The organism is Pseudomonas sp. HY2-MNA-CIBAN-0224 (assembly GCF_040310285.1).
Lineage (GTDB): Bacteria > Pseudomonadota > Gammaproteobacteria > Pseudomonadales > Pseudomonadaceae > Aquipseudomonas > Aquipseudomonas helleri.
In genome coordinates, this window is sequence record NZ_JBEOPQ010000001.1 from 78799 (window position 1) to 96402 (window position 17604).

Annotated in this window: 20 protein-coding genes; all 20 read left to right on the plus strand. The window is 55.3% G+C overall.

Translation table 11 applies throughout. The features are described from left to right. Positions 1-6 precede the first annotated feature (6 nt). The 20 genes from AAEZ03_RS00430 (at position 7) to AAEZ03_RS00525 (ending at position 17415) form a co-directional block, all read left to right on the plus strand. Positions 7-570, plus strand: coding sequence for a phage virion morphogenesis protein (locus AAEZ03_RS00430; protein ID WP_019407774.1), 564 nt, complete (start codon positions 7-9; stop codon positions 568-570). A 217-nt stretch (positions 571-787) separates the two neighbouring features. Beyond that, positions 788-1756, plus strand: a complete 969-nt coding sequence (locus AAEZ03_RS00435) for a phage protease (protein WP_350574914.1) — start codon at positions 788-790, stop codon at positions 1754-1756. Positions 1757-1782: 26 nt separating this feature from the next. Continuing rightward, on the plus strand, positions 1783-2676 hold the full coding sequence (locus AAEZ03_RS00440) for a Mu-like prophage major head subunit gpT family protein (RefSeq protein ID WP_019407772.1): 894 nt from the start codon (positions 1783-1785) through the stop codon (positions 2674-2676). Positions 2677-2686: 10 nt separating this feature from the next. Continuing rightward, complete coding sequence (locus AAEZ03_RS00445; RefSeq protein ID WP_350574917.1) at positions 2687-3292, plus strand: HI1506-related protein; 606 nt, start codon at positions 2687-2689, stop codon at positions 3290-3292. After that, positions 3289-3780, plus strand: a complete 492-nt coding sequence (locus tag AAEZ03_RS00450) for a phage protein Gp36 family protein (RefSeq protein WP_323369712.1) — start codon at positions 3289-3291, stop codon at positions 3778-3780. The genes AAEZ03_RS00445 and AAEZ03_RS00450 overlap by 4 nt, the downstream gene beginning before the upstream one ends. Next, positions 3780-4343 carry a phage protein Gp37 gene (locus AAEZ03_RS00455; protein ID WP_153350680.1) on the plus strand — a complete coding sequence of 188 codons (564 nt, stop codon included), beginning with the start codon at positions 3780-3782 and terminating at the stop codon, positions 4341-4343. Before AAEZ03_RS00450 ends, AAEZ03_RS00455 begins: the two co-directional genes overlap by 1 nt. After that, a complete protein-coding gene (locus AAEZ03_RS00460; protein ID WP_153350679.1) occupies positions 4343-4534 on the plus strand; it encodes a DUF2635 domain-containing protein in 192 nt (63 codons plus the stop codon). The genes AAEZ03_RS00455 and AAEZ03_RS00460 overlap by 1 nt, the downstream gene beginning before the upstream one ends. Continuing rightward, on the plus strand, positions 4531-5628 hold the full coding sequence (locus AAEZ03_RS00465) for a phage tail sheath C-terminal domain-containing protein (protein ID WP_153350678.1): 1098 nt from the start codon (positions 4531-4533) through the stop codon (positions 5626-5628). The genes AAEZ03_RS00460 and AAEZ03_RS00465 overlap by 4 nt, the downstream gene beginning before the upstream one ends. 13 nt (positions 5629-5641) lie before the next feature. Next, positions 5642-6013: a hypothetical protein gene (locus AAEZ03_RS00470; RefSeq protein ID WP_019407766.1), complete on the plus strand. Its 372-nt coding sequence runs from the start codon at positions 5642-5644 to the stop codon at positions 6011-6013. A gap of 4 nt (positions 6014-6017) precedes the next feature. Next, positions 6018-6401: a hypothetical protein gene (locus AAEZ03_RS00475; RefSeq protein ID WP_153426079.1), complete on the plus strand. Its 384-nt coding sequence runs from the start codon at positions 6018-6020 to the stop codon at positions 6399-6401. Positions 6402-6578: 177 nt separating this feature from the next. Beyond that, a complete protein-coding gene (locus tag AAEZ03_RS00480) occupies positions 6579-8816 on the plus strand; it encodes a phage tail tape measure protein (protein ID WP_153426078.1) in 2238 nt (745 codons plus the stop codon). After that, positions 8813-10138, plus strand: coding sequence for a DNA circularization protein (locus AAEZ03_RS00485; protein WP_350574924.1), 1326 nt, complete (start codon positions 8813-8815; stop codon positions 10136-10138). The genes AAEZ03_RS00480 and AAEZ03_RS00485 overlap by 4 nt, the downstream gene beginning before the upstream one ends. Then, complete coding sequence (locus AAEZ03_RS00490; protein ID WP_350574927.1) at positions 10128-11243, plus strand: phage baseplate assembly protein; 1116 nt, start codon at positions 10128-10130, stop codon at positions 11241-11243. Before AAEZ03_RS00485 ends, AAEZ03_RS00490 begins: the two co-directional genes overlap by 11 nt. Further along, positions 11240-11800, plus strand: a complete 561-nt coding sequence (locus tag AAEZ03_RS00495) for a phage baseplate assembly protein domain-containing protein (RefSeq protein ID WP_153350673.1) — start codon at positions 11240-11242, stop codon at positions 11798-11800. Before AAEZ03_RS00490 ends, AAEZ03_RS00495 begins: the two co-directional genes overlap by 4 nt. Positions 11801-11941: 141 nt before the next feature. After that, entirely contained in the window at positions 11942-12220 is a 279-nt protein-coding gene (locus tag AAEZ03_RS00500) for a phage GP46 family protein (RefSeq protein ID WP_323369713.1), read from the plus strand. Beyond that, on the plus strand, positions 12220-13290 hold the full coding sequence (locus tag AAEZ03_RS00505) for a baseplate J/gp47 family protein (RefSeq protein ID WP_350574931.1): 1071 nt from the start codon (positions 12220-12222) through the stop codon (positions 13288-13290). The genes AAEZ03_RS00500 and AAEZ03_RS00505 overlap by 1 nt, the downstream gene beginning before the upstream one ends. After that, positions 13283-13891 (plus strand): putative phage tail protein, encoded by a 609-nt coding sequence (locus tag AAEZ03_RS00510; protein ID WP_350574934.1) that lies wholly within the window; start codon positions 13283-13285, stop codon positions 13889-13891. Before AAEZ03_RS00505 ends, AAEZ03_RS00510 begins: the two co-directional genes overlap by 8 nt. A gap of 1 nt (position 13892) precedes the next feature. Next, on the plus strand, positions 13893-14660 hold the full coding sequence (locus AAEZ03_RS00515; RefSeq protein WP_350574936.1) for a gp53-like domain-containing protein: 768 nt from the start codon (positions 13893-13895) through the stop codon (positions 14658-14660). An 83-nt stretch (positions 14661-14743) separates the two neighbouring features. After that, on the plus strand, positions 14744-16633 hold the full coding sequence (locus AAEZ03_RS00520; RefSeq protein WP_350574938.1) for a hypothetical protein: 1890 nt from the start codon (positions 14744-14746) through the stop codon (positions 16631-16633). Then, positions 16630-17415 (plus strand): hypothetical protein, encoded by a 786-nt coding sequence (locus AAEZ03_RS00525; protein WP_350574940.1) that lies wholly within the window; start codon positions 16630-16632, stop codon positions 17413-17415. Before AAEZ03_RS00520 ends, AAEZ03_RS00525 begins: the two co-directional genes overlap by 4 nt. The last annotated feature ends 189 nt before the right edge of the window (positions 17416-17604 follow it).

A 17604-nucleotide genomic window follows, 5' to 3' on the forward strand; every position in this document is an offset into this window, starting at 1 on the left:
TCACAAATGGCCGGGGCAATGCTTGAAGTCTCCATTGATGAAAGTGCTGTAGGCAAAGCCTTTGATGAGCTGATTGAGCGGTTAGGCAATCTAACGACCCCTCTTAACGATATCGCCGAGTACTTGCATCAATCGACCGACGACCGGTTCAGGCAGCAGATTGCCCCAGATGGATCACCTTGGGCGCCGTTGGCAGCATCAACCCTGGCCCGCAAGAAAAGCACTCGTATCCTGCGTGAAAAGGGAACGCTCCAGGACACGATGCGTCACAACGTCAGCAACAATGAACTGGCCTTCGGCACTGATCGTCCTTATGGGGCCATCCACCAGTTCGGCGGCAAGATCGAGCAAGCCCCCCGGTCTCAGCAGGCATACTTCCGACAAGGCAAAGACGGAACAGTTGGTAACCGGTTCGTAAAGAAGAGCAAATCCAACTTTGCCCAATGGGTGACCCGTGGTGCCAGCACCACGGAAATGCCAGCAAGGCCTTATCTCGGACTGTCATCTGAAGACGAAACCGAAATCCTGGCCATCGTGGGTGATTACTTGAAGGAAGGGTTTTCAGGTTAACTGCCTGTAATCGCGTAGGCGGCGCGCACAGAGGTTTTGGGTACATCCGTTGCCATGCAAGTGTTATACAAGCGTTAGACCCGCGTTAGATTTGCTTTAAGCGGTATCCTGTACGCGCCCGCGTGGTGTCTCTCGCCACGGTTATTGTCTCAGGGCCCCAAAGATCTTACGTCCTGACGAAACTCCCCGCCTTTGATAGACCACCGACACTGGCGGCATGAAAACTCAACTCGCTCTTAACACCGACCTTTCCGCCACCGTCTCAGACGGCAAGGCCCCGGAGTGGGTCGAACTAATCCCGGCAGGCCCCAACGTCACTGGCCGCGACGGTCGGCAATGGCTGTTCGATGAGCAAGCCGGGATGTTGGTTCAGTCCAGCTTTCTGGGCCGAGCTATCGACTTGCCTATTGATTGGGAGCACGCAACCCAGCATCGCGCGACAAAGGGCGAGTCAGCTCCTGCTGCTGGTTGGATCAAGCAGTTGGAGCTGCGTGACGGGGCGCTGTGGGGGTTGGTTGACTGGACACCCCGTGCGTCCGAGCAAGTCATCAACCGCGAGTACCGCTTCCTTTCCCCTGTCTTCGACTTCGATCCGGACACGACCCGCATTGCGCGCCTGGTCAGCGCCGGGCTGACCAACAAACCCAACTTTCTGCTGACAGCACTCAATCAAGAAACCATGGAGAACACGCCTGTGAAGCTTTCACCTGCGCTTTTGGCTGCACTCGACTTGCCGGAGACAGCCACCGAAGAACAAGCCATTGCGGCTACCACGCAGCTCAAGGCCACGGCTCAAGCGGCAAACGCCGAAAAGCCAAACCTTACGCAGTTCGTCCCTCGTGCCGACTACGACGCCCTGGGCGTGCGCGCTGTCAACGCCGAGCAAGCCTTGGCCACTCAGAAAAAGACTGAGCACAACAAGGAAGTTGATGCAGTGATTGCTGCTGCCACTCAGGCCGGAAAGATTACCCCGGCAACGGTGGATTATCACCGTGCCATGTGCCAGGACGAAGCGGGCCTGGCTCGTTTCAAAGAATTTGTGACTGCAGCGCCGGTGGTGGCAGCGGCCTCGGATCTGGGGGAGCGTCAACCTGAGCACCTCAAAACGGCACTCAATGCTGAAGAACAACAGGTCGCCAAGCTGATGGGTATGAGCGAAGCGGACTTCATCAAGGGCAAGGCGTAACACCCTCTATATAAAGGAAGCGATTCATGATCATTACTTCAGGCACATTGTCCGCGCTCTTCACGGCGTTCAAGGCCGAGTTCCAAAATGCTCAAGCCGCAACGCCAACCGACTGGGCACGTATCGCAACGCTTGTGCCGTCATCGTCGGCCAGTAACACCTATGGTTGGCTGGGGCAGTTCCCGACTTTCCGTGAGTGGATTGGCGAGCGTGTGCTCAAGAACATGGCGGCACACGGTTACTCGATCACCAACAAGAAGTACGAGTCGTCGGTTGGCGTTCCTCGCGATGCCATCGAAGACGACGAGATCGGCGTATACAAGCCGTTGTTCGCTGAAATGGGCCGTGCATCCACGGCACATCCTGACGAGTTGGTGTTCGCTCTGCTGAAAGCAGGGCTGACCACGCTGTGTTACGACGGACAGTTCTTCTTCGATACCGATCATCCTGTTTATCCGTCGACAGACGGTACTGGTGACGCAGTGTCCGTGAGCAACTACCAAGAAGGCACAGGCCCTGCCTGGTACTTGCTCGATGTCAGCCGTGCAATTAAACCGATCATCTTCCAGAACCGTCGTCCCTATGCTCTCAAGGCAATGACCAGCATGGACGATGAACAGGTCTTCATGCGTGACGAGTACCGCTTCGGTGTGGACGCTCGTGTGAACGTTGGCTTCGGCTTCTGGCAATTTGCGTATTGCTCCCGCGCTCCTTTGACCGCCGAAAACTACGGTCTGGCACGCGCTGCAATGAAGAACTTCCAGGCTGACGGCGGTCGCCCTCTGGGCATCAACCCTGGCCTGCTCGTTGTGCCATCGCAGTTGGAAGGCGCCGCACGAACCATCTTGGTTAAAGATGCGAACAGCGGCAACCCGTGGGCCGGTACAGCTGAAATCCTTTCACCAGCCTGGTTAGGTTAAGGGGACAAACATGGCCATCATCATTGCAGCCAAACGGCATGGCTTTCGTCGCTGTGGTATCGCTCACTCCTCTGAGCCAACCCTGTACCGGGACGATCATTTCACGGCTGCCCAGCTCCAGGCACTGGGCAAAGATCCGCAACTGGTTGTGTCTTACGTTGATGCAGGCCTGGACGATCAACAGGAGCTGCTCAATGGCACTTCGCCGATTCAGAAAGCGGGCCTGTCCAGTGAAATTACCGTGTCGGTCTTGGGTAAGGCAGACATTGCGGCTATGGGTGACACAGCGTCTAAGCACCAGGACGTTGCCATCCTTGGGCAGGATCATCCATCGCTAGCAGGTGGCCTGTCGCGTAGTGACATTGAAGGTCTTTGGGAGGAAGCCCTGCTTGAAAACTCACAACGTGATGCCTTCATTCTGTCGACGGAAATCGAAACCCTTTGGGCCGCAGCACTGCTGGAAGATCTACAGCGCACTGCCGACAAGCAGGCGGTTGAGATCAATGCTCTTTGGGAAGAGGCCCTGGCCGAAGAGGCTCAGCGTGCCACTGGTTCGGTAAAGGCTGAGCCTAAGTCCCAGAAAAAACCTGTTAAGCCTGGGAGCGCGGCCAAGTGAATCTTTCGCTGCCGTCAGCCAGTCAGCTCATGGTGCGCTTCGGCGCCCGTGATATCACTGAAGTAGCTGTCCCTGATAACAAGCGCTCCATTGAGCCCGAGTTGTTGGTGGCGGCAGCGTCAGGTGCGTCACTGGATGAATGGCCCACAGAGGATGTGGCTATTGCGGTGGCGGCATTGGCACGGATCGCCGATGCCGTCACCAGGGCGCGAAGTGAGGTTTCGTTCTATTTACGCTTTCGTCCGGTCGATGAAGATGCTCCGGCCTGGGTGACTGACGATCTAGCCGAGATCGCCCGCTATCACCTCTACGACGACGCAGGAAAGGAAGAGTCCACTGTCCGGGTACTTTACAAGGATGTGCTCAAGCGGCTGGAAACCTTGGCAGCAGAGGACAAAGAGCGCGGCGCGGCTGAGGCTGGACGCTCAGGCATGCAAATGACCGGTCAGCCCAGGCTGATGAGCCGTCGCTCGCTGGGGCGCCTCTGATGCTGGGCGAACTGGAGGATCTGATTGAGGCGCGGTTAAGGGAACTGATCCCGAAGGTGCACCGCCTGGTTGTGGAGAGTTACGGCGGTGAACTCAGCGATCCTGACTTGATTGCGGACCTGCTGAAACGTTGCCCGGCTGTATTGCTGATGGTGCCAAAGGCAGGATTCCGTAAGCGCAGCCAGAACCGCTACAGCATGCCCATTACGTTTCGCCTGGTGATTGTTACCCGCCACCCACGCGGTGAGCGGGAGACCCGGCGCGGCTCAACAGCCAAAGACATTGGCAGTTACGACCTGTGGCAGGCCTGCATGCATCAGTTGGTTGATTGGCAGCCTTGGCCTGATCGTGCCCGGATTGAGCCGACTGAACTTTCTAACCTGGTCACTGGCAAGTTCCAGACTGACTACATGTCCGTGCTGGGGCAGTCCTTTTCAATTGAGCTGGACTGGACCAAGCCGGAACAACAACTGCCGGATCTGGAAGGCATTGACATGGTGTACCAACAAGTCGGTGAGCCAGATCCCGTGGCCAGCGACCTCATTAAACTGGAGGGGCTGTAATGCTCGTCACCGCCGCACCTGGCCATCGGGTCCCCATGGAGGGGTATCCACGTCAGCACATCGAGGCAGGTCAAGAGCCTGTCGAGGTGCTGAATACCTCTTACTACCGTCGACGTATTGCTGCAGGCGAGTTACTGGTCAAGAAAGGCCGCAGCGGTGCCAAAAGAACCACACAGGAGCCTGCTGAATGAGCATTGCCTTTGACACTATCCCGCCGTCTATTCGTAAGCCTGGCTCATATTTTGAGTTCAACACCAGCCTGGCCGTGCGTACGCTTCCAACCAATGCGCAAAGCATTTGCCTGATTGTTCCACTGGGAGCAGGTGCAACGCTGGCGGCCAACGTTCCTACTCAGGTTTATAGCGCTGAAGAAGCCAAGGCCCTGGCCGGTGCTGTTGCCGCCGAGATGGTGGATGCCGCCATCAAGGCATATCGTTACGTCGCCATTTCTTTGGTCGGGGTTGTCGTCCAGGGCGAGGCTGAACCGGATATCGCTCCGGCGTTGGACTCTACTGCGTTGGGCGGTTTCACCCTTTTGGTTCCGGCTTGGTTTAGCGCAACAGCCATGACCGCGCTGCGAACTCACATCGCTACTTACACCAACTCTATTGAGCAGCAAGGCATCTTGGGTATTGGTGCGGTTGTGTCGTCACTGTCAGCGTCCACCACATTGGCCACCGCACTCAATGCGGGAGCAATCAGCGTGGCCCTTTTGCCGGGCACCACTTCCAGCGCTCGTCAGGTGGCAGCGGCGTACGCGGCAATGATTGCGTCTGAAGAAGATCCTGCCCGCCCGCTTAATACACTGGCTTTGGCAGGCATCAGCGCTCCAGCCATCAGCAGCCGCCTGGGTCGCACAGAGCAAGAAACAGCGTTGGCCAACGGTGTAACGCCGCTTGAGGTCGGCCCCGGCGATATCGTGCAGATCGTTCGTGCGGTCAGTACGTACACAAAGTCAGCAGCAGGTGCTGACGATGTATCCCTGCTGGATCTGACCACCATGCGGACTTTGTATTACGTGCGCAACGCGTGCCGCACGCGCATCCGCCTTCGATTTCCTCGCTCCAAACTGTCCAGCAAGACGCCTGCAGCTGTACGCGGCGAGCTGCTGGACGTCCTTAAAAAGATGCAGGAGCTGGAGATTGTCGAGGAAGTCGACGCCAACGCGGCTGGCCTGGTCGTCGAGCGTTCGGATCAAGACGTGAACCGGCTCAATGCCAGCATTCCCATTGATGTCGTAAACGGCCTGCATGTATTCGCCGGTCGTATCGACCTGCTCTTGTAAGAGGTGAGTTTAGATGTCCGATAACTATGTAGGGCAGATCGTGCTTGAGCTGAACGGCACGGACTATGAAGTGACCAGCCTGGAGCCATCGCTCAAGACCGGTCGAACCATCGTCAAAACGATGAACCGCACGGGTCGCCCGCTCGGAACAGCCAAGGGGATGGAAGAGCATGAACTGCGTATTGCAGTGGCCATCCCTAAAAACGGCGAGCCCAACTGGCGCGCCCTGGTAGACGCCAAAATCACCATCTATCCACAGGAAGGTGGTGGCAAGCGTGAGACCTGGACGGGTTGCTCTCTGATCGAGATGGGTAGCAAGTACCAGGTTGAGGGTGAAGCCACTCGCGACCTGACTGTCAGTGCTTTGAACTACTACGAGGAGTAAGGCAATGAACCGAATCGAAAAGAAATGGGAAGGCCTGATCATCACCAAGGATTTGGGTGTTGGTGTCTTCTATGCGGGCACATTCCACAAGACGTTCACTTTGCGTGTCGGTATGGCTGGCGACCTGATCAAAGCCCAGGAGCGTCATCCCAATGGTCCGTTTCAGTTGGTGACGCTTGAGGTTTACCGCAATCAGCTTTTGGCTGTCGGTGATATTCCTGCAGAAGTCCTGACAACCGAGTTGTTGCGCGAGTCGCTGACCGAATCAGATCTGGCGCTGATTGCTGCGGCGGATGAAGAGCTGGAAAAAAAGCTCAAGCCGCCGAGCGCGGCCTCGCTGACTGGCGACGCATCGAGCACGTCTTCGTCCGACATGGTTACCGCCTAGAAGAAATCAGGCGCATGCCCAAGGCCGAAGTTGATGCGCGGATTGAACTGCTCATAGGCAAGCGCAAAGGCCCGCGTTACGTCAGCAAGCGGCAACAGAAGAAAGACCAAGCACGCAGTAAATAAGGCCCGCTCAAGGGCCTTAAGTCCGCCCGCAATTCTACCTGGAGTAACTTCGATGAGTTCAGATCTGCGCGTTGCGCTTCGTATTGAGGCCAGTTCTGGCAACAGTCGACGAGAAGTTCAGGCACTTGAGCGTGATCTGCGCAAGGCTGGTAAAGACGGTGCCAAAGCTCTGGCAGATGACAGCAACAAAGCCAGCGGCGCGTTGAGCAAAACCGGTCAGGTCGGTGCTGCCAGTTACAAGATCATTCGCCAAGCCATGCGTGATACCTCTGCGCAAGGCTCGAACGTTTTTCGCCAAGGCGTAATACAGACTCAGGCTGATCTGAAAGAAATGGGCCAAGTGGGCCGCCAGGTCGCGCGCGAGACCAAGGCTGAGTTGGCGCGCACCTCTAAGGAAGGCACAGAACCACTTCGTCGCAGTGTCGAGCGAACAGATGAAAGTTTTCGGCGTCTTGCGCAAAACGGAGGCCGTAACCTGCGCATGCTGAAGACTGTGGCGGCAGGTGTCCGGCGAGAATTCGACCGAGTCAAAGGCCTTGGTTCAACAGCTCAGGGGCAATTGGCGGGGCTCGGTGTTGGACTGGGCTTGGCTTCGGGATTAACAGGTAGTGCGCGACTTGATCGTCAGTTGATTAGGACGCAACAAACGGCAGGGATGACTAATGATCAGCGAGAGGAATGGCGTGGGGAGCAATGGCGATTAGCAAAAACATATGGCATTGAACGAGAGCAAGTTCAAACTGGCTTTGATACCTTGATTGCAAGTGGTCTGTCCTATGACAAAGCAAAAGCCAGCGCTGAGGCAATCGCTCAGTCAACTGCTGTAACAGGTGCGGACTCAGGCATATTAGCTAAGGCATTGATTACCGGTTCCAGCGCTTTCGACATTGATCTTTCGCAACCAACAGCTGCCTTAGACTTACTTCAAAAAATGATTGTCGCTGGTCGTTTGGGCAATGCTGAGCTAGAGAACCTTTCGGATATCTTTCCCAAGGTGGGTGCAGACTCAAAGAAAGCCGGTATGACAATGGCTCAATCTCTCTCGTTTGTTGAAACCCTTTCTCTGATAGAGCTTGAACCGGACAGGTTGGGCACATTGGCGCAGTCAACGCTACGAGCTTTTACTAACAATACTTATAGAAACGAAGTTACCCGCACAACCGGTGTCGATTTTTTTGATAAGAAAGGTAATACCCGAAATACTCAGGATGTTTTCCTTGATCTAAAGAAAAAGTATGGAACGCTTAAAACTGACCGTGATCGTGCTAGGTTCATGGGCGTTGTCTTTGGGAAGATGGACCAAGATACCCAGAAAGGCGTAAATGCCTTTTTAACTGGTAATAGGCTGGAGCAATTCGCATCTAGCACAGGGGATATTGATAACGCCAAAGGTGTTATCGAAAAAGATCTGGCCGATAACCTCAACAGTTCAACAGCAGTTGGCTCGAGGATGAAAGCCACACTCGGCCAAGCGATTGACCGCATGGCTACACCCTTGAACAAAGGGTTTGCTGACATTGGTAGCTACCTCCTGGATGACTTGAACTTGTCGGGCGAGCAGATGCTGGCTGGTGGAGCGGCACTGGGCCTTGGCGGCTACTATGCGGGGCGCGGTGCCAAAGCTGGCGCGGGGGCATTGTTTAACAAGTTTCTTGGCGGTGCAGATACCTTGAAAAATATTGCCGTGGGCAAGGTATTAGAAGAAGCAACGGGCACTACGTCGGTGTTCGTTACCAACTGGCCAACAGGCATGGGTGGGGTCAACTCTCCAGATATTAATGTTGGGGGAAGGAAGGGCCGAGGGATAGGAAGGATTCCATGGGCTATGGCAGGCCGTATGGGTGCTGGTTTGTCGTTGATCTATGCATACACCCAGCTTGAGAACTCTACAGGCCTCAATACTGACCAAGATCGTTTGGCAATGGTTGCCCGCGACAAGCTTCTTAATGATGGCCAGCGCACTTATCAAACCTCTTATTACCGCAATCGTATTTCCTTGCTCGATCAAAATCCCAACCAATCATCCAGTTGGGCTTCAGAGCAGGCTCGGCGTCTGGCACAGAATGAAACAGGCCTTACTGCTGCCGGGTCTTCAGTCGAGGGAGCCAACAGTTGGGCGGCTGGTGTGGCCAACCGCGCTGTCGATTCTGGAATGGCCACCATTGCGGCAGCCAAAAGGCTGAACGAATTGCTTGGCAAGCCTCTGGTAATTGAATTACGAACCGACTCTGATCACATCTTTGCTGAGGTCGAGCGTCGCCTGGACATCCAGTTGAGACGCGGCCAATGACTTGGGCAGATAACCTTCTGGACGCCTCTTATCGTGGCGTCCCTATCAATGTGGTCGGTGAAGACCTATCCGCACAACGAGCGCTTAGCCAGCATGGTGTGCCGTATGTGGATGGTGATGATGTAGAAGATTTGGGCCGGGGTGCTCGCCAGTTTGCATTGCAAGTGGTGATCTTTGGCGAAAACTACATGCTGGAGTTGCAGAACCTACTCCGAGCATTAGACACCGGCGGTACAGCTGAACTTATCCACCCCATTTACGGGAGTGTGAATGTCACCAATGCAACTTACCAGGTGATCCACCGTGCAGAGCGCCGAGACTATGCGGAAGTCGCGGTTCAGTTCTTAGAGAGCAAGCCGGGCCAGCCTTTCTTTGCGCAGCAGTTCGAGTTTGTCGACACCAGCACTTTGGACATGGCTGATGAGGCTAAGTGGCAAGATGGTGTGTTGGATTTGTTCGGTCGACTTGACTCCCTGGTCTCCGAAATACAGTCATGGATCGGTGGCGGCTGGACAGGGTTGATGGAAAAAGTGCTTGGCCTGCCAGGGCATACATTGCGCCTCCAGCAATTACGGTCACAAATACTCGGGGTTGTTTCCGGCGCTGCATCGATGGCTAAAAGTACTTCAACCGCATTTGATCCGTTGACTGACTTGGCACGCACGCCAACCGAAATACGCTCTGCCATTCAGGGGAGTACTCCCAGTACGTCAACTGAACTGTTAACCAGGTCAGGCATACCGTCCACTATGCCAGGAGCAGATGCTCTGCCCGCCGAAGTGGCGCGTACTGGTTCGGGTTTATTAGCGAAAGGGCGTCAGGGAGAGGAACCTGATGAGGACACATTGCCTGACGCTATGCCAGACGATCCTATTGAAGCCGTGGCTTTTGCCTTGGTCGTCTTGGTCATCACTGAGTTTGCCTTGAGCTATGCCGAGGCTGTGGGTGTTGTGATCGAGGCCGAGACGGATCAGTTGTCGTTAAGCCCGGAGGAACTGGAGCGTTTGGTTAACCTGGTGCGGAGTTTGATCCAGTCCGCAATTTTGCTGCACCGTCGCGTTTACGAGATTGAGACTGCTTTGCCTGTGATTGAGGGGCTTAGGACCATTGCGGCTCTGATCCAGATAAGAGCACGTCAAGTGATTCTACAACGCCCACCGCTGATCACACGCCGTGTCGAAAGCACTGCAAGCCTGCGACTGCTGGCGCATCGTTGGTACGGTGACAACACCCGTGCCGAAGAGCTGCTGCGACTTAATCCAACACTGCGCACGTCCTACGGTGTCGCGACGGGAACGGTGCTGAGGGCTTATGCAAACTGACGAAACTATTCGCCTGTCTATCGGGGGCTTGACTCACGAGACTTGGGACGGCTGGTCAGTTGAGTCTGACCTGCTGACGCCTGCTGATGCATTTGAGTTGGAGTTGTTTACTCGTGACACGATACAACTCCCTAAAGTCCTGGTTGAGGGCGCGAGTTGCGAACTAACGCTTGGTCGAGACCGTGTCTTGACCGGTCAGATAGACGAGATTGAGCACGACATTTCACGTCGGGGTATTGCGATCCGGGTCACTGGCCGGGATAAGGCTGCCGCGCTGGTGGACTGTTCCGCTCCATTTGTGGCGATGCGCGAAGCCTCTCTGGCTGAAATCATCAAGCAGGTCGTAACCCCACTGGGTGTCACACGCGTCGAGATCCGTGCGGCCAATGCAAAAATCAGACGCCGCATCCAGATCGAACCTGGTCAGTCAGCGTGGGAGGCTCTTCTTCAGGTAGCTGAGGCGAATGGGTTGTGGCCTTGGGTCGAGCCGGACGGTTTGCTTGTTGTCGGCGGGCCTGACTACACCTCGGCTCCCGTTGCGACCCTAATCCTGCGACTGGACGGTGTAGGAAACAACGTCGAGCGACTATCTGTACGTCGATCTATCGCCAATCGATTCAGTCAGGTGACTGTGTTGGGGCAGCATGGGCAGTACGACAACGACGGGCTCGACACTACGCGTTCGCACTTGAAGTCGGTTGTCCAAGACGACACCTTGGCCCGTCGCGGAATCTTCAGGCCCAAGGTGGTGATCGACAGTTCGAGTGAAAACCAAAGCATGGCCACCACGAGAGCACGCAAGGTTTTGGCTGATAGCAAGTTGGAAGGGTTTGAGATTCGCGCCGTCGTCCAAGGTCATCGAGCAGGCAATGGGAGTGTGTGGACACCAGGTCAGCGCGTCATTATCCGCAGTGAGCCTCATAGCCTTGATGCCGTGTACTTTCTCATGTCTAGAACGTTGCGATTAACCCGGCAAGGGTCGATGACGGAGTTACGGTTCAGGGAAGACAAGATGTGGGTTCTTGACGGGAATCCACTGAAAAAGCACAAAAGTAAGTCGAACAAGGACGCGGCCTTTATTGAAATGATCAGGAGCATTCAATGAGAAGTCTGGGACGCTCTATTCGCGAGCAAGCCAAAACTGAGCGTGCCAATTTTCGTCAGGCATTTCGTGCTGTGGCGGCTCGAAATGCTCACGGCAAACTGATTGGTATCGAGGCTCAAGGTTTGGCAGCAGAGTCTGTCGCTGGAGAGTTGTTCCAGCATTACGGATACACCTCTGCACCTTTGCCTGGGGCTGAATACATTGTCATTCCGGTTGGCGGCAACAGTAATCATGCAGTTGTTGTTGCGAGTGAAGACGCCCGGTATCGGATCACGCTCAAGGATGGCGAGGTGGCCATCTATTCAGACGAAGGCGACCACGTTCATCTTAAGCGAGGGCGTGTGATCGAGGTCGAGACCGAAACGCTCCTGGTCAAAGCCGGTACAAAGGTCCGTTTTGAAACACCGCTGATTGAAAGCACTGGAAAGATTCATGCAGAAAGCGACATCCAATCTGATGCCGAAGTGATCGACCAGGTCCGCAGCATGCAAGCCGACCGCGACATTTACAACGAACATCAGCACGGTAATAGCCCGGCGCCAACCCAGCAGCAGTAATCCTTACGGGGCGAAATTCTTACGTCCCGGCGAAATTCCGCCCCGCCCGCGTGCGGGGCATTCTGCTTTCCCATGGACGCAGGCATAGACCCAACTACAGGCGATTTAACAGGTCAGCGAATCTCAACGCTGGCAAACGCCGTGTACCTGCGCCTTATAACCCCTCTCGGTAGCTACTGGGCCGACCCCTTGTTGGGTTCGCGACTTCATGAACTGCGCCGGGAGAAAGACAAAGCTCGTGTCGGCACGCTGGCCGTGCAGTACGCCCAGCAGGCGCTGCAAGGGCTTATTGATGATGGCCGAGCAACCTCTGTCGATGTGTCGGCAGAGCAGAAGCATGACGGCTGGCTACGGCTGCTGATCGAAGTCGAAGCACCGACCGGTCGCCAGACCTTTGAACAATCAGTGAGAGTGATCTGATGCCCTACATCGCTCCCCCATTCGAAACCATTCGGACCCGCGCCCTGCGCGAAATTCGTTCGTTAGTGCCTGATGCCGACATCACCAGTGACAGCGACCACTATGTGCGCGCCAGTTCGGTTTCTGCGGTCGCCGAAGGCATTCACCAGCAAGGTGCATGGACTGCCAGGCAGATCTTCCCCGATAGCGCCGACTTCGACGAACTCAAAAGGCATGCGGCCACACGTGATGTCTATCCAAAATCAGCAACTGTAGCGGGTAGCACTCTCGCGCTCACGGGTGCTGCTGAGATGCCCCTTCCAGTCGGATCGCAAGCTCGTCATACCGCCACTGGCACAGTGCTTACAACGACGGCGGCAGTAACCTTTGCCCCGGACGGAACCGCAGTCGCTCCCGTAGCGACCATCGACACGGGAGCCGCGCTTAACGGCCTGTCAGGTGCCGCGACCCTTATCAGTCCACCTCTGGGCGTGGACAGCGCCTGTACCTTGGAGGCACTCAAGGGCGGCACAGACGATGAAAAACAAGAGAGCCTTTTAGCCCGTTACTTGGACGTGTTGCGCAACCCGCCGAGCGGTGGAAACCTGGCCGACTATCGACGTTGGGCATTGTCCGTGGACGGTGTCTCCACTGTCCTGGTCATTCCCAAGCGCCGTGGTGGCAACGCAATTGACGTTGTGATTACTTCTGCTGGAGGCCCATCGTCAGCTGATGTTATCGCTGCATGCCAAACCTTTATCGACAGCGTGGCACCGGCCGGTGCGGACATATGGGTGTTCACTCCCGCCATCCTGGACGTCAATTTGGCGCTACGTTTGGCACCGGCGACAGGGTACGCGCTGGATGACCTGCAAGGGCCTATTGAGTCTGCGGTTGCTGGCGTCATCGACCCGTTGATACCGCTAGAGACTCTTTATCGCATTCGCCTGACAGCTGCAATTAGCAGCCTGGCCGGGGTCGTGGATTTCGACCTGGTCACGCCTGCAACCAATGTCTCTTCCTCTAGCGACCCCGCAGTGGTGAGTTGGATTCGCCTCGGCACCGTTGCCTTGGAGGCCCTTGATGAGTGATGTCCTGATCGAGCAGCTTCAAACGCTGCTACCTCCGGTCTCTTATGACCCCGAAGGCAAAGTGCTAGTGGCCCAACTCACTGCCGAAGGCACTGTTTTAGGTGATGCCCTGGAAGGCCTTGAAGCCATAGAGAGCGCTATTTTCCCCAGCACGGCAGGTGACTACATTACCGACTGGGAGCGGACCTACAACCTGACTCCGGCTGCCGGTGCATCTCAGGAAGATCGCGTGCGGGCCGTTGAGGCTGCCATGGCTGACCTGGGCGGCCAGTCCATTCTGTACTTCATCCGCTTGGCTGCCTTGTTCGGTGTTCCAGCCACCATTGAGAGTTTCAGAGAGCCTGTCGTCGGCCAGTTGAATGCAGGTGACCCAATCTACTCAGGCGACTGGCCCTTCACCTGGCGCATGAATGCGCCGCTTTCGGCATTCACCGCCGTGGCCATGGAGTCTCGAATCACCGACCGCCGACCGGGAAATACAGACGTGGTCTTCGGATACGGCAAAGAAGTCGTCGACGGCATTGCCGACAAAGTGGACCAACTGTTTAACGCCATCCATTACGTGGTGCCCGCCGCCGTGATCGGCATCGAGGACCTATAGCATGCAAAGAATTTCCAGCTGGACCGATCTAGTCACGGTCTTGGGATTGTTCCGCCACGGCACCGCTGCCGGTGGCGTCCCTCCCACGCCCGTTAAGGCTGAGTGGCTGAACATGATTCAGGAAGAGTTTGCTAACTTCATTCTGGCTTATCTGCCTGAGCTTGATGCCAACGATAACACCCAGCTTCTCAAGGCTATTCGGGCATTTGGTGAGCACTACCCCATCAAAGCTACCACGCTGGCTGGGTACGGCATTCTCGACGCTTACACAAAGCCAGAAACTTACTCACAGCCTGAAGTGGACTGGTGGCTTTCGAAGAAGGCCAACAACGCGATTACGCTGGCTGGTTATGGCATTGGAGATGCTTACACCAAGTTAGCGATTAATGACTTCTTGGCAGCCATAAACGCCTCGTTGGAGGCTAAGCAAGCCGCGATAGACGACTTGGGGACAACCAAGCAAGACAAAAATACTGCGCTTATGGCGGCCACGGGTTGGCACCTTGATAAGGCCACGGGCTTTCTAGAGCAATGGGGAAGCGGCGCATGTGGCGCAGATAGCGTGAGTGCAGCCATCGATTTTCCGACGCCCTTCGCAGAGGTCTACAACTGCTTTGGTAACAAGGTGACGCCTAATGCTGAGGATGGTGACGGCAACGCAGCAGGTGCGCGAGCCATCAGTGCCACGCAATACCAACTCTTCAACGACACCGACAAATATAGCGCCACGATTCACTGGCGTGCGATTGGCAAGGCGCCCGGATATTAGTCCGTTACGAGTCATTAAACAGCAACCACCCCCAACGATTACCTGGCCAGCGCTGCGGTATTTCTTCGCCTGGAGAAACATGAATGTCTGATATTGAATCGCTGCAGGCCTATGCCGGGCAAATTGCTGAGGCTGCTGCATCGGCTCAAGCGTCAGCAAGTAAGCAGCACGAATACGTCAATGGTGACGCTTCAAAGGATGTGCTTACAGAATCTGGCCCAGTTCCTTCGATAGCCAAGCAAGTAGTGCTGACCCAAAACAAAGTTACTGAGGTGCTAAAGGATGTCTCGGCGCAACTGGCTACTGCTGCGCCTTATGACAGCATCGAAGAAGGACTGGGAGCCACGCCCAATGGCGGCGCATTTACTGTGCGTAGCTTGGATCCAAAAGTTTATCGCTACGCCTATGTAAACCGTAACGGTGTAGCTGTTCCAGATGGAACGTACTCTAGTGCAAGTGCCGTCACCACAATTGAGGATGACTTGAAAGTAATCGCTGATCGAAGCACTGATCGCTATTACAACGGCAAGAAGGTCTTTAGTGCCGAGGTCGACTCGTCTGGCAGCCCTTCGATTGTCACGCTGGAAGATAGGAGCGTGGAGATTCCCCGGTTGGTTCTGCCTGAGCCTGTGCTGGAGGTCGTTCAAGATCGGATTGATGCAGCCGTTGCTGGAACGGCTACGGTTGATGCCATTTGGCCGACTACAGCGCTTGGTGCCTTGGCACAGGCCTCACGGCGTCGAGTTGACTTTGTGATGATCGGCGACAGCAACCAAAAGAAGGACGGTTACGGATGGGGTGGCGGGTTGATGCGCGCTCTGCATGATCGGTTCGGTTGCTATGCAACGGCGGTAGGTGCACAGACTCCCATTTCGTTTTCGGGCTATACGTTGACTGGTGAAAGCAACTACGGTGTGGGCGGTGGTGCTACTCATGTGCTGCCTGCTGAAGTGGCTGCAGTATCGCCGGGTTATTCTTTCGAATTGCCAGAAGGCTCGCTTGCAGGGATGGGGCCTGCTTATCTGGCTGACGGACTGATGATCACCTCCGGTGCCAGTGCTGGTGGCGTTGGTGTGGCCGTTGATCACGCCATTGGTGTGTCCAACCTGCTGCGTGCGCACTACGCATGGGTAAGCCTGACATCGGGTGCTGGCGTGTTCCAGGTCAAGTGCCGCATTGACGGCTCACCATTCACTGTAATTGCTTCGGGGCCATCGACCCCGACAAATACAGGGGAAAATTCTCTGCATCGGCAGACGCTTGATATTCCGGCGGGCATTCGTACTAAGGGGTTTGAATGCAAATGGTACGTTCCAGGTGGGGCGGCACTGGTCGGTCCTTTTGCTCCGGCTTGGTTTCGCCTAGAAAATCCAGCCAAGCACTCAGGCGTGTCGGTTAGTACCTTCTACGGAGCAGGAGGGCAAAGCTTATACGATATGGCGAACTACCTGCTGACCGCTCCTATGCAGGTCTTAATTAATTGGTTTGGTGAAACCCGGCGCCTGCAACTGTTGGCCGGACAAAAGCCGATGGTGGTGGTGTACATCAATAGCGCACTGAACGACCAGAACGAGACGCTTACCCCAAGCTTCGGCTGGCGGGAAAGCATCGATGCAAAATCTTCGACGGCCTACCTGGACAACTTGGAAGCCATCGCTAAACGGATCAGTGATGTGTGGCAGAAAGCGGGATGGGATCAAGAAGAATTGTTCTTTATGGTCATGCCGTCTCACCCAGTGTCCAACCCGGACGCGCCCAAGCTGATCGGTTACCGCAAGGCGGCGTTCTCTTTCGCCCAGAATCGTCAGCGCGCCTCGTTTATCGATCTGACTCTCATAACCGACGCCGACGAGATTTTAGCGAACAGCTGGTACATGGGCGTCGGAGGCAGTGATCGCAACCACTTGTTTCAAGCTGCCTATAAAACATTAGGCGCCCGCGCAGTGGCATTAATTCCGGAGTTGGCCGTATGACAAGCCTAATCACGCATCTACAGAACAAATTCAGCGATAGCGCGATGGATAAGCTAGTTCGAGATAAAGCCATATCCGCAGGTACTCGACTTCTGTTCGACTTCTCAAACAGCTATAGCAATCCGAACCCAGACGGCACAATTCCATTCGGCGCTAAATTTGTGAACTTGGTTGACGGTGCGCCAGGGGCTGTTATTGGAGGAGCTAACGCCGCAGCGCTAGTAAATGGCCGGAGCACTTCGGGTGGGATCAGGGCACCAGCCTCAGGTGCCAATGGGCAGACTATTGTCTTTGGTAATACCTACAGCTTGCATGAAGCATCTCCCAGTTTTATCGCACTGGCTTGGGTTAAATGCCCAAGTAATGCTGTGGCATCTTCATACCAGACAGTTTTTTCCCTGATTGGGATGAACAATCAAAACGCACTATTTGCAATGGATACAGGGGCTGACGGAAAAAGCCCGCGGGTAAACGCTAATAGCCATAACAACGTGCCCGTCTTTAAAGTCGTACCTGGCTTCACGCTTGACGTTGTGCATCAGATTGGGGTTGCGTGGCGGCCGGGTTTCGTCGATGTAATCTTGGACGGGCAGGTAGTTTCAACCACTACCAACGTAAATACCGATCTGCTCGATCTGTCAGCATATAACCTGCAGGCGCTCACTGCCCGGCAGAGCACGACGCTTTATCGCGTCTTTTTTGAAGACTTGAGCACGGCAAAACGAAGCGCTGCCGCAGCTGCGGCAGCTGATTATTCATCTGCAAAAGGTCTGTATTCTTGAGTTTTGGAGACTAAGGCCATGTTTTAGCTTTCATAGGGCAGTCTCACTAACGACATCGTAGTTGCTGCGGATCCACAATACTCATAGACGGGCGCAGGTAGATTTCATTCATCCGGCGATGCAATGCCGAACATCCCGCAAATTCCACTAATACATCTTGAACGATGCGGTGCCAAAGGTTGCGCTAAG

Bases quoted from the DNA above. Each gene is read 5' to 3' on its own strand.
- AAEZ03_RS00430 (WP_019407774.1), top strand. From the start codon at position 7: ATGGCCGGGGCAATGCTTGAAGTCTCCATTGATGAAAGTGCTGTAGGC.
- AAEZ03_RS00435 (WP_350574914.1), top strand. From the start codon at position 788: ATGAAAACTCAACTCGCTCTTAACACCGACCTTTCCGCCACCGTCTCA.
- AAEZ03_RS00440 (WP_019407772.1), top strand. From the start codon at position 1,783: ATGATCATTACTTCAGGCACATTGTCCGCGCTCTTCACGGCGTTCAAG.
- AAEZ03_RS00445 (WP_350574917.1), top strand. From the start codon at position 2,687: ATGGCCATCATCATTGCAGCCAAACGGCATGGCTTTCGTCGCTGTGGT.
- AAEZ03_RS00455 (WP_153350680.1), top strand. From the start codon at position 3,780: ATGCTGGGCGAACTGGAGGATCTGATTGAGGCGCGGTTAAGGGAACTG.
- AAEZ03_RS00460 (WP_153350679.1), top strand. From the start codon at position 4,343: ATGCTCGTCACCGCCGCACCTGGCCATCGGGTCCCCATGGAGGGGTAT.
- AAEZ03_RS00465 (WP_153350678.1), top strand. From the start codon at position 4,531: ATGAGCATTGCCTTTGACACTATCCCGCCGTCTATTCGTAAGCCTGGC.
- AAEZ03_RS00470 (WP_019407766.1), top strand. From the start codon at position 5,642: ATGTCCGATAACTATGTAGGGCAGATCGTGCTTGAGCTGAACGGCACG.
- AAEZ03_RS00475 (WP_153426079.1), top strand. From the start codon at position 6,018: ATGAACCGAATCGAAAAGAAATGGGAAGGCCTGATCATCACCAAGGAT.
- AAEZ03_RS00480 (WP_153426078.1), top strand. From the start codon at position 6,579: ATGAGTTCAGATCTGCGCGTTGCGCTTCGTATTGAGGCCAGTTCTGGC.
- AAEZ03_RS00485 (WP_350574924.1), top strand. From the start codon at position 8,813: ATGACTTGGGCAGATAACCTTCTGGACGCCTCTTATCGTGGCGTCCCT.
- AAEZ03_RS00490 (WP_350574927.1), top strand. From the start codon at position 10,128: ATGCAAACTGACGAAACTATTCGCCTGTCTATCGGGGGCTTGACTCAC.
- AAEZ03_RS00495 (WP_153350673.1), top strand. From the start codon at position 11,240: ATGAGAAGTCTGGGACGCTCTATTCGCGAGCAAGCCAAAACTGAGCGT.
- AAEZ03_RS00505 (WP_350574931.1), top strand. From the start codon at position 12,220: ATGCCCTACATCGCTCCCCCATTCGAAACCATTCGGACCCGCGCCCTG.
- AAEZ03_RS00510 (WP_350574934.1), top strand. From the start codon at position 13,283: ATGAGTGATGTCCTGATCGAGCAGCTTCAAACGCTGCTACCTCCGGTC.
- AAEZ03_RS00515 (WP_350574936.1), top strand. From the start codon at position 13,893: ATGCAAAGAATTTCCAGCTGGACCGATCTAGTCACGGTCTTGGGATTG.
- AAEZ03_RS00520 (WP_350574938.1), top strand. From the start codon at position 14,744: ATGTCTGATATTGAATCGCTGCAGGCCTATGCCGGGCAAATTGCTGAG.
- AAEZ03_RS00525 (WP_350574940.1), top strand. From the start codon at position 16,630: ATGACAAGCCTAATCACGCATCTACAGAACAAATTCAGCGATAGCGCG.